This is a genomic window from Chryseobacterium turcicum, from assembly GCF_021010565.1.
GTDB lineage: Bacteria > Bacteroidota > Bacteroidia > Flavobacteriales > Weeksellaceae > Chryseobacterium > Chryseobacterium turcicum.
Map to the genome: position 1 here is coordinate 218,786 of NZ_JAJNAY010000001.1, position 13,175 is coordinate 231,960.

9 protein-coding genes and 1 pseudogene are annotated in these 13,175 nt (G+C 30.7%); 9 read left to right on the forward strand and 1 reads right to left on the reverse strand.

Going from position 1 to position 13,175, the window contains the following annotated elements:
- The first annotated feature begins 5 nt into the window (after positions 1-5).
- The 3 genes from ybeY to LO744_RS01085 all read left to right on the forward strand — a co-directional run bounded on the left by ybeY (position 6) and on the right by LO744_RS01085 (position 3,409).
- Positions 6-413 (forward strand): rRNA maturation RNase YbeY, encoded by a 408-nt coding sequence (gene ybeY, locus LO744_RS01075; protein WP_230666529.1) that lies wholly within the window; start codon positions 6-8, stop codon positions 411-413.
- A gap of 197 nt (positions 414-610) precedes the next feature.
- Positions 611-2,473: a tRNA uridine-5-carboxymethylaminomethyl(34) synthesis enzyme MnmG gene (mnmG, locus tag LO744_RS01080; RefSeq protein ID WP_230666531.1), complete on the forward strand. Its 1,863-nt coding sequence runs from the start codon at positions 611-613 to the stop codon at positions 2,471-2,473.
- 114 nt (positions 2,474-2,587) lie between these two features.
- Entirely contained in the window at positions 2,588-3,409 is an 822-nt protein-coding gene (locus LO744_RS01085; RefSeq protein WP_230666533.1) for a class I SAM-dependent methyltransferase, read from the forward strand.
- 759 nt (positions 3,410-4,168) lie between these two features.
- On the opposite strand, the gene LO744_RS01090 is transcribed toward LO744_RS01085, so the two are convergent.
- Positions 4,169-5,359 (reverse strand): phosphoglycerate kinase, encoded by a 1,191-nt coding sequence (locus LO744_RS01090; RefSeq protein ID WP_230666535.1) that lies wholly within the window; start codon positions 5,357-5,359, stop codon positions 4,169-4,171.
- A gap of 615 nt (positions 5,360-5,974) precedes the next feature.
- On the opposite strand from LO744_RS01090, the gene LO744_RS01095 reads away from it, so the two are divergent.
- The 6 genes and pseudogenes from LO744_RS01095 to LO744_RS01120 all read left to right on the forward strand — a co-directional run bounded on the left by LO744_RS01095 (position 5,975) and on the right by LO744_RS01120 (position 13,132).
- Positions 5,975-7,555 (forward strand): DUF4139 domain-containing protein, encoded by a 1,581-nt coding sequence (locus tag LO744_RS01095; RefSeq protein ID WP_230666537.1) that lies wholly within the window; start codon positions 5,975-5,977, stop codon positions 7,553-7,555.
- Between the two features lie 27 nt (positions 7,556-7,582).
- Positions 7,583-8,017 (forward strand): ribose 5-phosphate isomerase B, encoded by a 435-nt coding sequence (gene rpiB, locus LO744_RS01100; protein WP_074230553.1) that lies wholly within the window; start codon positions 7,583-7,585, stop codon positions 8,015-8,017.
- A 238-nt stretch (positions 8,018-8,255) separates the two neighbouring features.
- Positions 8,256-9,068 (forward strand): hypothetical protein, encoded by an 813-nt coding sequence (locus tag LO744_RS01105; RefSeq protein WP_230666539.1) that lies wholly within the window; start codon positions 8,256-8,258, stop codon positions 9,066-9,068.
- 139 nt (positions 9,069-9,207) lie between these two features.
- Positions 9,208-9,465: pseudogene (locus LO744_RS01110) on the forward strand (thrombospondin type 3 repeat-containing protein); the annotation flags it as partial.
- A 582-nt stretch (positions 9,466-10,047) separates the two neighbouring features.
- Positions 10,048-12,198, forward strand: coding sequence for a ribonuclease R (rnr, locus tag LO744_RS01115; RefSeq protein WP_230666541.1), 2,151 nt, complete (start codon positions 10,048-10,050; stop codon positions 12,196-12,198).
- A 253-nt stretch (positions 12,199-12,451) separates the two neighbouring features.
- Positions 12,452-13,132, forward strand: a complete 681-nt coding sequence (locus LO744_RS01120; RefSeq protein ID WP_230666543.1) for a LysE family translocator — start codon at positions 12,452-12,454, stop codon at positions 13,130-13,132.
- Positions 13,133-13,175 lie beyond the last annotated feature (43 nt).

The window sequence follows — 13,175 nt, forward strand, 5'->3', positions numbered from 1 at the left end:
AAAAAATGATACAATTCTTTTACGAAAATTTACCCGAGTCGGTAAATACAGAATACACAACTTGGCTGGAAGACATCATTCTTTCAGAAGGCAAAAAATTGGGAGAAATCAATTATATTTTTTGTGACGACGAATATTTATTAAAAGTCAACCAAGATTATCTACAGCACGATTACTACACAGACATCATCACTTTCGACTATGTGAAAGGCAAAACAATAAGCGGAGAGATTTTCGTATCTTTGCAGCGCATTTTAGATAATGCTTCTACTCTATCCAAAAATTATGAAGAAGAACTCAGAAGAGTCTTAGCCCATGGCATTCTTCATCTTTCTGGATATAAGGATAAAACCGAGGAAGAAGAACAGCTAATGCGAGACAAAGAAGATTTTTATATTGCAAAATATAATTAAATCTTTTTAGAGCTTATTCCCGCTCTCCGCACTCGCTATTTTCTTTTTTCAAAGAAAATGAGCTCAAACAAATGCTGCGATCGGGGCTAAAAACAAACCCCATTACAAGCAATTTTAGCTTGCTAATTTAAATAATGTTTCACGTGAAACATTTATACAAAAGATTAAAATTTAAGGCTTAAAACAAGCAATAAAATATGATTTCAGAAATATATGATGTAATTGTAGTCGGGGCAGGTCACGCAGGTTGTGAAGCTGCTGCTGCTGCTGCCAATTTAGGTTCAAAAACTTTATTGGTTACAATGAATATGCAAACCATTGGGCAAATGAGTTGCAACCCGGCAATGGGAGGAATTGCCAAAGGACAAATCGTAAGAGAAATAGATGCGATGGGTGGTTATTCAGGAATTATTGCAGACAAATCTGCAATTCAATTTAAGATGCTTAACCTATCAAAAGGTCCCGCAATGTGGTCTCCAAGAACACAAAATGACAGAATGCTTTTTGCAGAAGAATGGCGTTTCGCATTAGAAAATACACCAAATCTTGATTTCTTTCAGGATATGGTAAAAAGTTTAATTATAGAAAATAATAAAGCAGTTGGTGTGGTAACTTCTTTAGGAATTGAAATCAGATCCAAATCTGTTGTATTAACAAACGGTACTTTTCTAAATGGTTTAATTCATGTTGGAGATAAACAATTAGGAGGTGGAAGAATGGGTGAGCCAAGAGCTTTTGGTATCACCGAACAATTGGTTTCTTTAGGTTTCGAAGCTGGAAGAATGAAAACCGGTACTCCACCGAGAGTAGATGGAAGAAGTCTCGATTATTCTAAAATGGAAGAACAAAGAGGAGATCTAAATCCTCAAAAATTCAGCTACTTAGACAGCCCTAAGTTAACCAAACAATTAAGCTGTCATATCGTTTATACCAATGAAGCAGTACACGATATTTTACGTGAAGGTTTTGATAGAAGCCCAATGTTCAATGGTACAATTCAAAGTTTAGGACCTAGATATTGCCCGAGTATTGAAGATAAAATAAATCGTTTTGCAGAAAGAAACAGACATCAACTATTCGTAGAACCAGAAGGATGGAAAACTGTAGAAATCTATGTAAATGGTTTTAGTTCTTCTCTTCCGGAAGATATACAAATCAAAGCAATGAAGCATATTCCAGGATTTGAAAATGTAAAAGTATTCAGACCAGGCTATGCTATTGAATATGATTACTTCCCTCCTACTCAATTAAAGCATACTTTAGAAACAAAATTAATTGATCATTTATATTTTGCAGGTCAGATAAACGGTACAACCGGTTATGAAGAAGCTGCAGGACAAGGCTTAATGGCTGGTATTAACGCACACAATAAAGTTCATGAAAAAGATGAATTTATCCTTAACAGAGATGAAGCATATATTGGTGTCTTAATAGATGATTTAATTACAAAAGGTACTGAGGAACCTTATAGAATGTTTACCTCAAGAGCCGAATATAGACTTCTTTTAAGACAAGATAATGCAGATATTAGATTAACTGAAAAAGCATATCACTTAGGTTTAGCAAAAGAAGAAAGATTAAAAAGAGTTGAAGAGAAAATAGCTAAAAGTCAGGAACTTGAAACCTTTTTACGAGAAACTTCTTTAAAGCCTGGAATCATTAATCCTATTCTTGAAAGCATGGAAAGTAATCCTGTAGATCAAGCATACAGAGCATCACAATTCCTTACAAGGCCCAATATTACGCTAGAAAAACTAGATGAAATTGATACAATTAAAGAATTTACTTCAAAATATAATGACGAAGTAAGGGAACAAGCCGAAGTAAACATTAAGTATAAAGGCTATATCGAAAAGGAAAAAGAAAACGTTGCAAAGCTTAATCGCTTAGAAAATGTAAAGATTCCTGAAGATTTCGATTATTTGAAGATATCAAGTTTATCTGCAGAAGCTAAACAAAAAATGAATAATGTGAGACCAAAAACGGTAGCACAAGCCGGAAGAATAAGTGGCGTCTCACCAGCCGATATCAACGTTTTACTAATCTATTTAGGGCGTTAAATACAAAATGTTTCACGTGAAACATTTATAAAATAAAAGCGAAAATTAAGGTATTTATGAGCTTATTTCAAAACTCAGAATACCTTAATTTTTAATTTAAAAGAATATAACTCAATGAAAATAAAAGATTATTTTCTTACTCAGGAAATATTTGAAATAAAAGAAACAGAGACAAAGGGAGTTTTCAAAACCTCCCCTATTCCATCGAATATTTCTAAATATTATGAAAGTGAAGATTACATTTCTCATCATCAAGATTCAGGAAGTTTAAAGGAAAAATTGTATAAATTTTTACAGTCTTTCAATTTACAATATAAAAAAACAATTCTTTTAGACAGAATTAAGAAAGGATCAAAAGTATTAGATTACGGTTGTGGAGCCGGAGAGTTTGTAAAATATATTGAAAACGATTTTGAAACTTTTGGCTTTGAACCAGATGCAGATGCTAGAAAAGCTGTAAAAGATAAAATTTCAAAAGCTACAATCCTGGATAATATCAATACAATTGAAGATTATAGTTTAGATGCAATTACACTTTGGCATGTTTTCGAGCACGTGGAAAATCAGGATGAAATGCTCGAAATTTTTAATAGAAAATTAAAAGAAAAAGGATTATTAATAATAGCTGTTCCCAATCCTACTTCTTACGATGCAAAACATTACAAAGAATATTGGGCTGCATATGATGTACCAAGACATATTTATCATTTCTCCAAAAATGGTATGGAAAATTTAATTTCTAAAAAACCTAATTGGAAGATGAGAAAAATAAAACCTTTGGTATTAGATGCCTACTACATCTCTATGTTGAGCGAAAAATACAAAAAATCTCCCCTATTTTGGCTAAAAGCTATCATCTACGGAACGATTTCTAACGTAAAAGCCCTTTTTTCTAATGAATTTTCAAGTTTGATATACATTATCGAAAAAAAGTAGAAAATCGATTTTTAAGGTGTTTCTTAAGGTCAATTTTCATCAATTTTAGCTTAAAAAAATAAAACTCAGGATAATTTCTTGAGTTTTTATTTTTTTAAGCCACTCCCCTACTCTAAAATTTAATTTTATATTTTCAAATAATTCGACTTTTTAAAAAATAAAGATTTCAATTCTAAAAATATTAATAAAATGTTAGTAAATGGTATAATTAGTAAAAAGAAAAAATACTTTATAGCTAAAACTAACCTCATGAGAATCGCATAGATTTTTTTTTATTACTATTTATACAGGATAACAGAAAGAAAATAGTACAATTTGAAAAAAGAAAATTCGAATAAAATTGAATTTTACTTTGCTGAGAAGATTACACCGAATAACAAAATATAGCAATAGTTTCGATTTCAAATTAAGCCTCTGAGAATCGCATAGAAATTTTTTAGTTGATACTTATACAGTACAAGAGATAGAAAATAGCACAAATCAAAAAAAAAAAATATAGCTAATTTAATTTTTGATAATACTTGAAAAGATTGTCAGGTTTATAGAAATATAGCTTAGTTGAAAATTCAAACAAAGCCTCTGAGAATCGCATAGAATTTTTTTAATCGACAACAATACAGTATATCAGATAGAGAAAGACATAAAATTTTTATCGTAGTTCACAAAAAAGAATGAAATACCTAAAAAATCAAATCAATCTAAAATTGGAAAAGAAAAAGTCTGCTATTGTATAGCAGACTTTAAATATATTTTATAGGTTTAGTTATTTATAGCAGCAACACCAGGAAGTTCAAGTCCTTCTAAACTTTCAAGCATCGCTCCTCCACCTGTAGAAACATAACTTACTTTTTCACCATAACCAAACTGTTTTACAAAAGCAACACTGTCTCCTCCACCTACAAGAGAAAAAGCACCAAGTTTCGTTGCTTCAGCAATACTATCTCCTAAAGCTATAGTTCCACCAGCAAAATTCGACATTTCAAAAACACCTATGGGTCCATTCCAAAGAATGGTTCTAGAATTTAACAATACATCATTAAATTGATCTCTAGATTTCATACCTGCATCAAGTCCCATCCATCCTTCAGGAATTTCGTAAATATCAACTTCTTTTCTTTCAGTATCATTATTGAAATCTTCAGCAATAATGGCATCCGACGGAAGATATACTTTTACATTATGCTCTTTTGCTTTTCCTAAAATTTCAAGCGCTAGAGGTAATTTATCTTCTTCAACTAATGAATTTCCAATTTTACCACCCAAAGCTTTGATGAAAGTAAATGCCATTCCACCACCAATAATCAAATTATCTACCGCAGGTAAGATATTTTCTATAATGGTAATTTTAGTTGAAACTTTAGAACCACCTAATATAGCTGTAATAGGTTTTTCACCACTTTTCAGTACTTTATCGATTGCCTGAAGCTCTTTAGCCATTAATAAACCGAAGAATTTAGTTGAGTTAAAAAATTGAGCAATCACCGCAGTGGAAGCATGAGCTCTATGAGCAGTACCAAAAGCATCGTTTACATAAGCATCTCCTAGTTTAGAAAGTTTCTCTGCAAAAGCTTCATCTCCATTTTCTTCTTCATTATGAAAACGTAAATTCTCTAATAATAGAATTTCTCCGGTTTTAAGTTCTGAAGCAGCTTGCTCAGCCTTCTCTCCTACACATTCTTCAACAAATTTTACTTCCTGGCCCAATACATTAGACACTTCATCAACAATATGCTTTAAAGAAAACTCATCTTTAACCTCTCCCTTAGGTCTTCCTAGGTGAGCCATCAAAATTACAGAACCGCCATCTTTAAGAATTTTATCAACTGTAGGTTTCACAGCCATAATTCTCGTATTGTCTGTAACTTTAAGCTGATTATCCTGCGGAACGTTAAAATCTACTCTTACCAGAGCTTTTTTTTCCTTAAAATTGAAATCATTGATTGTTTTCATATCTAAATCTATTTTTTTTTCAAATGGAATCGCCATGATGAGTCAAAATCCTGAGTTTTTCGGGCTCAGAACAAATTCATCAATTATTTTAAATTTTTGTTTGACAAATGTAAGATTTTAAAGTCTCGCAAAAAATCGAATCTTTTAAAAGTTTTCAAAAAATTCTAAACAAACGTAGCACCCACCAATCAACACTATCATCTTTTTTTTTAAAAGAAAGAATGAATAATGTTGTTGTGTATTGTTAGTTTCGGGGATAACTTTGATGCTAAAAGTTGATAACATCTAATTTTTAGGTAATTCAGATTTAATTAACAAAATAAAATGCTGAAAATCTGTATTTTCGGGTAGTTACTAACAATTCTTGATAACTTTTCCACTATACTAAATCTTGATAACTGATTTATGGAAAAACTATAGAATACTCTTATAAAAGTTTTTGAAAATTTTTAACGAAATATTTGGAAGCAACTTTCATTAAGAATTTTTTTTTAGAAAAAAAAGATTAGTTTTAAGAAAGTTTTCCACACTTATTAACAATGCTTTTAACATTTTGTTAGAATTTAACTAACAATTGTGAAAAACTCAAAAAATGATAAAAAATAATTTAAAAATATGCTGAAAATCAATATATTAACTTTTGTAATGATTGTTTATAACTGTTTCGGACAAGAAAATTACACTGTGACGACTTCAAAAATTAAAGAAGCTAAAATCTATTCAAACGGTGGAATGCTCAGACATTTTTTTTCTGCAGAGGTCTCTACAGGGAAAAATTTTATCATTATCAAAGAATTTGGAAGAAATAATGGGATGGACATTTCATCTTTTAAGCCAGATAAAAAAATTAATCTTATCCGCTACGAATCTTATAACAATAACCCTTCGCAGTATGCAGAAAAAATAGGAAAAAGTAAGAATGTTGAATCTGTAAATGATAGTATTGAGTTTTACAAGAAGACTAACAAAAAAATTGAGCAGGATCTTACTCTTACCAGAAATTCTATAGGGATTGTTCAAAAAAATCAAACATTAGGAAATCCTTCTTCTGCTGAAATTTTAAAAATGATCGAATTCAATCAAGCTACTCTCAAAAATTTATACAACGAAGAGATTGATTTACAGGCAATTATTGCTAAGAACCAGTCAAGAATTTCAATTTTAGAGAATAAAAGATATGTCTCTTCAAAAAATGATGAAACTTCTAATAGCAATATCATCGTTCTTCAAATTACAAGTGATAAAAAGCAAACAATTAATTTTGAAGTAAATCAAGTAATACAAAATGCAAATTGGAGACCTTATTATATTATTAAATCAAATGGAATTAAATCACCATTGAAAATTTCTTATAAGGCCAAAATTCAACAAAATACTGGTTTGGAATTTAAAAATATTCCAATAAAACTAATCAACGGAAGTTTTAGTTCAGAAGATAAACCTTATGAACTAGACCGTTGGTTTCTGAGAACAGAGCGGGATTATTATGTTTCTAATCAGGCATTTCAAAGACCGAAGAGTAATGAGAAAACTTCTAACGTAGCCGAATATGCAGTATTGGGAGACTCTAGATCAAGAATTTCACAGAGAACGATGAAAACTGAAATTTCCTTAGATAAGAATATCGTACTTCCTTCAGATGTTGAAGTGACAGAAGATTTAAGCGAGTTTGAGGCAACTACTCATTATAAATATTTTTCAACTCCAAAATTAGAAAATAAGACTTTTCTTCTGGCTTCTATAAAGGATTACTCAAAATATAATTTCTTACCTGGAAGTGCAGATATTTTTATGGAAGATATGCAGATTGGTACCGTGAATATTGATACTAATCAGCTTACGAGCGAGATGCTGATTAGTCTTGGTACCGATCCTAATATTCTAACGAAAAGAGAACTTGTTAAAATAGAAACTAAAAATTTAGGTGAAAAAGAAAAGCTGCAAAATTATGCTTACGAGATCACAATTAAAAATAATAAAGACACTGCTATTAATCTTGAACTAAAAGATCAGATTCCGCTTTCAATGGCTGAAAATATAAAAATAGAAGTGACTAATCCTGATCATGCAGATTATGATAAAAGCACAGGTTTCTTAATCTGGAATTTTAATATAAAACCTAATGAAACAAAGAAGATTAAATTTGGATTTAACGTAACTTTGCCAAAAGATTTAATGACTGCAGATATAAAATAAAAGTAAAAATAAATTTAAAAGTAAAAAATGAAAAGAAAAATTGCTATTGCAGCGGATCATGCAGGTTTTGAGTATAAAGAATATTTGAAACAGCAGTTACAAGACGAATTTGAAATTCAGGATTTTGGAACCCATTCTCTTGAAAGTGTAGATTATCCTGATTTTGTACATCCTGCAGCTTCTTCTGTTGAAAATGGAGACAATGAACTAGGAATTTTAGTATGTGGAAGCGGGCAAGGCGTACAACTTTCTGCTAATAAACATCAGGGAATTCGTTGTGCACTCTCTTGGATGCCAGAAATTGCGGCCTTATCTAAACAACATAATAATGCCAATATGGTTGCATTACCTGCAAGATTTGTAGCTAAAGAATATGCTTTGGAAATTGTTAAAACTTTTTTGAATACAGAATTTGAAGGAGGAAGACACCAAAACAGAGTAGATAAAATAGCATTCTGCTAAATTGATAAAGGCTTGTAAATCAGATTTCAAGCCTTATTTATTTTTTATTTTATATATTTGCACTGTCCAACAAGATTTACCAAACTGTTGATTCCTCTAAAATTTCAGATATTTTTACTAAAGATTATCAGAAAATTTTTCTCCTTTCTTCTCCATTTTTGTTTTAAATTTAACTTAAACTTTCATTGTAGATTTTCTAAATGAAAACTTATATTTTTGAGTAAAGAATTTTAAAATTTTGATAAAATTTGTATTTTCATTTTTAATGTTGTTGAGTTTTTTGTGTTTTCGGGCACAAGAGCAAGACACTGTAAATATTGATGAAATTAAAGATGTTGTACTTTTAGGATTTAAATCTAAATTTGATTGTGAGAGATATTATAATCAAGAAAAAGAGATTTATGAAAAACAATTTAAAGAACTCGAATCAGTAAATCTTGAACTTCTTTTTAACGAATTCTCTAAGCTAGAAATTTTTAACGAAATTAAAATAAACCCGAGAAAAATTCTAATTCTAAATCCTGAAATAACGATAATAAATGTTTCTTGTGGTTTAGATTCGGATATAAATTGCCCTCGATTTGAAAACAATATTCTGTTTGATCTTTATCAGAAATTTTGGAATAAAAAGAATTATGAAAAATTTCAAAAAGTTTTTAAAAATAAAAGTATAATTCCTCTTATTGGAATACCCTTTATGTCTTTTAAAGATAATATGATTAATAAAAATAATTTTCTTAAAAGTAATCGTATTAAGCTTGTTTATGAAGGTGTTTATACTGATTTGAATAGTAAGAAAACAAAATTTTACTATTCTTCAAATGAAAAGCGTGTAGAAAATTTAGAATTACATAAAAGTAAGGATTCAAATAAAATATTATCAGAAAATTATATTCATTTATATGTAAAATTATTGCCTTACTCAAATGATAATTTTCCTAATACGTATAACATTTATATCAATATTTCTAATGAAGAAAATAAAGCTTTCGAAAGAATTTTTTTATATCAATTTAAAGATAGAAAGTGGAAATTATTAAAGAATAAATAAATTATAAATTACAAAGATGAAATTTTATTATACATTCTTTTTCCTTTTTATTTTTCTGTGTTGCAGTTCACAGGAAATTATTGACAAAGAATCTTTCAAAAAATGTAAGCAAGAATTCAGCAAAAAAATCTGTCTTTCTGATGAAGATGGAGACGGTGTTTTATTTTATTTAGACCTTTGCCCGAAAGAAGCAGGATCTGCAGAAAATAATGGTTGTCCGTGGCAAAATATTGACGGTGATGAAGTATTAGATAAAGATGATGCTTGTCCTTCAGTTGCTGGACCTCCAGAAAATAATGGTTGTCCGTGGCCGGATACAGATGGAGATGGTATTTATGATAAAGATGATGCTTGTCCTACAGTTCCAGGGCTTGCAGAAGAACAAGGCTGTCCCAAAAAAGTTTACCAACCTTATAGGTATTCAAAAGAAGAATTAGAGAAAGTAAAAAAGATATTTTTAGAAGAAACTAAAAATATCAATTACGAAAAGCTGGCAGATTTTATTTTTAGTAAAATAAATTTAAACTCAGTTAAACACAAAATCATAACTCTACAAATTGCAAGTTTTTCACAAATGGGGGGATGTGGGATGGATGAAACTGACTATTCTCCTGTCAATTTAAAAGTAAATTTAGCATCAGAATTATTTTGGAATGAAAATAATTTTAGAAAATTTGTAAATAAATTTCCTTCGAAAATTGTATTTCCATACAGTGAAAATGAAGATGTAAATAAAAAAGTACAGTCGTATAAAAAGATTTATTCTAAAAAAAATGACGAAATAACTTTTTACAACGCAAAAAATAATTTTAAAGAATTAAATAACAAGCAAATTAATCCTTATAAAAGTTTTCATATAGACATTTTCTTTGAAGAAAACGATGAAATTTTTATCAAGATCAATGAATATTCAGAATTAAAACGAAAATATTTCCGATTGAAAGCAAAAGGAAATATCTTTATAGAATTAAATTAAAAAATGGCAAAAAAGAAAAAATATATAAGCGAAAAAAATGATCATAAATTAATGGAAATCGGAAGATTAATCATGAGATTTATGAATCAAAATCAAACCAAATTATACAACTACAAACAAATCTCAGACGGTGTAGACCATAAAAATCCCAGACAAAGGGAAATGGTGATTCAGGCTTTACACAAGCTTTTATCAACCCAGAGAATTAAAGAAACCGAAAAAGGAAAATTCAGTATTAACTTAAAAATTGAAGGAACTTTAACGGGAACCATCGATTTTAACCAATCTGGAAATGCTTACGTTACGGTAGAAAATATGAAAGATGATATTTTCATCCACTCAAAAAACGTAAAGGATGCATTACAGGGCGATAAAGTATTGATTGTTACTTACAATTTTAAAGGTAAAAAACTGGAAGGCTCTGTTTTGGAGGTTTTAGAACGAAAAAGATCAGAATTTGTAGGAACTTTTCAATTGGTTGCTCATAAAGAATTTGGGTTTGTAGTTTGTGATAAAAAAACAATAAACACAGATATTTTTATCCCGAAAGGGAAAATAAATGGTGCTGAAGATGGCAATAAAGTCGTTGTAAAAATGACGGAATGGAAACCTGGAGACAAAAATCCTGAAGGAGAAATTTTGCAGGTTTTAGGAAATCCGGGAGATCACGAAACTGAAATTCACTCTATTCTTGCAGAGTATGGTTTGCCGTACGAATTCCCTGAAGAAGTGGAAAGAGATGCCGATAAAATCGACCGCAGCATTACCGCTGAAGAAGCCGCAAAACGTTGGGATATGCGTGATGTTTTGACCTTTACCATTGACCCGAAAGACGCCAAAGATTTTGATGATGCATTATCGATGAGAAAGCTAGAAAATGGAAACTGGGAAGTTGGAGTTCACATTGCAGACGTTTCTCATTATGTAATTCCCGGGACTATTTTGGATGATGAAGCGTACGAAAGAGCGACGTCAGTTTATTTGGTAGACCGTGTGGTACCGATGCTTCCAGAAGTTTTGAGTAACGATGTTTGTTCGCTTCGTCCGAATGAAGATAAATATACTTTCTCAGCTGTTTTTGAGCTAAATGATAAAGCAGAAATTCAGAAAGAATGGTTTGGAAGAACGGTTATTCATTCAGACAGAAGATTCTCTTATGAAGAAGCTCAGGAAAGAATTGAGACTAAAGAAGGCGATTTACAAGAAGAGATTAATATTCTTGATGATTTAGCAAAAATTATGCGTGCTGCACGTATCAAAAACGGGGCAATTACCTTTGACAGAAGTGAGGTTCGATTTAATTTAGATGAAAATAATCAGCCGATCGGCGTTTACTTTAAAATCAGCAAAGATTCAAATCACTTGATTGAAGAATTCATGCTTTTGGCGAATAAAAAAGTGTCAGAATTTGTCTCACTGAAAAAAGGAAGTCCAAGTGGAAATACCTTTATTTATAGAATACACGACGATCCGGATCCTGCGAAATTGGAAGCTTTAAGGGATTTTGTTTCTACTTTTGGATATAAGATAGATTTGGCAAACACCAAAAAAGTCGCTGAATCGTTGAATACTTTATTGAAAGATGTGAAAGGAAAAGGCGAAGAAAATATGATCGAAACTTTGGCGATGCGAAGCATGAGTAAGGCGGTTTATTCTACCGAGCCGATTGGTCACTACGGTTTAGGATTTGATTATTACTCGCATTTCACCTCTCCTATCCGTCGTTATCCCGATTTGCTTGCCCACAGATTGCTACAGCATTATTTGGATGGAGGAAAATCTCCAGATAGATATGAGCTGGAAGAAAAAGCAAAACACTGTAGTGCAAGGGAACGTTTGGCAGCCGATGCAGAAAGAGATTCTATCAAATTTATGCAGGTAAAATTCATGGAAAAACATCTGGGAGAAACTTTCACGGGAGTTATTTCAGGAGTTGCAGAATTTGGTTTCTGGGTTCAAATTCCTGAAAATGGTGCTGAAGGTTTAATTAAATTGCGAGATTTAATGGATGATTCTTATACGTATGACAAAACTACACACGCAGTGTACGGATCTCGTACAGGAAACAGATATCAATTGGGAGATCAGTTACAGATTAAAGTTGTAAAAGCTAATTTAATTCAAAAACAACTTGATTTTAAGATTGTGGAGTAATTTCAACATTTAAAATCATTACATATAAAAAGATCACATTTTGTGGTCTTTTTTTGTTTTAAATAAGGAGAAAAATTAAAAGGTACTGATTATTATTTGCTCTTTAAATTGACGTATTTTTTAGAAATTGATGCCTTAAAAAAAATATTTAATGCATAAACAGATATTTTGTTAAAATTAAAACCTGATATATCCTCTTTTTAAACTTAAATAAAAATATAATCTTTAAATTTGGAATTGAAACAATTTTTAAATGTTTGAACTCATATTTTCTGCCATAGGTTTAGGCTTTATGCTGAGTCTCGTATTTATCGGGCCTATATTTTTTCTGTTGATTGAAACCAGTTTTACAAGAGGTCCGAAGCATGCTTTAGCACTAGATTTTGGTGTTATTACGGCAGATTTATTATGTATTATTGCAGCCTATTACGCCAGTGCAGATATTGTTGATCTTATCGACAAGCATCCAGGATTTTACAGAATTACCTCTATACTTATCCTCACCTACGGAATTATCATGATGGTCACCAAAACCAAGATGCATATGCCCGGGGAAGAAAAAATAATCAGCCAGAATTACTTTAGAACTTTTATCAATGGTTTTTTACTAAACCTTTTGAATGTTGGGGTAATTCTTTTTTGGTTGGTGACAGTGATTGGGGTAAGAAACCAATATCCAGATACAGAAACGTTGATTCTTTATTTAACCATTGTTATTGCCACCTATCTTTTGATTGATTTTGCTAAAATTTTTCTGGCGAAACAGTTTCATGACAGGCTTACGCAAAAACTGGCAAATAATATTAGAAAAGGAGTTGGCGTTGTTTTAATTATTTTCAGTTTTTTCATATTTCTTCAGAGTTTCAAAATGTTTAATCAGTTTGACAAACGATTAGAAGAAGCTGAGAAAAAGGAATTAAAATATAGAAAATAAAAAAATAGATACGCTTAACGCAATAATAATGAGTAAGATTTAT

Bases quoted from the DNA above. Each gene is read 5' to 3' on its own strand.
- rpiB (WP_074230553.1), top strand. From the start codon at position 7,583: ATGAAAAGAAAAATTGCTATTGCAGCGGATCATGCAGGTTTTGAGTAT.
- LO744_RS01095 (WP_230666537.1), top strand. From the start codon at position 5,975: ATGCTGAAAATCAATATATTAACTTTTGTAATGATTGTTTATAACTGT.
- ybeY (WP_230666529.1), top strand. From the start codon at position 6: ATGATACAATTCTTTTACGAAAATTTACCCGAGTCGGTAAATACAGAA.
- LO744_RS01120 (WP_230666543.1), top strand. From the start codon at position 12,452: ATGTTTGAACTCATATTTTCTGCCATAGGTTTAGGCTTTATGCTGAGT.
- rnr (WP_230666541.1), top strand. From the start codon at position 10,048: ATGGCAAAAAAGAAAAAATATATAAGCGAAAAAAATGATCATAAATTA.
- LO744_RS01090 (WP_230666535.1), bottom strand. From the start codon at position 5,359: ATGAAAACAATCAATGATTTCAATTTTAAGGAAAAAAAAGCTCTGGTA.
- LO744_RS01085 (WP_230666533.1), top strand. From the start codon at position 2,588: ATGAAAATAAAAGATTATTTTCTTACTCAGGAAATATTTGAAATAAAA.
- mnmG (WP_230666531.1), top strand. From the start codon at position 611: ATGATTTCAGAAATATATGATGTAATTGTAGTCGGGGCAGGTCACGCA.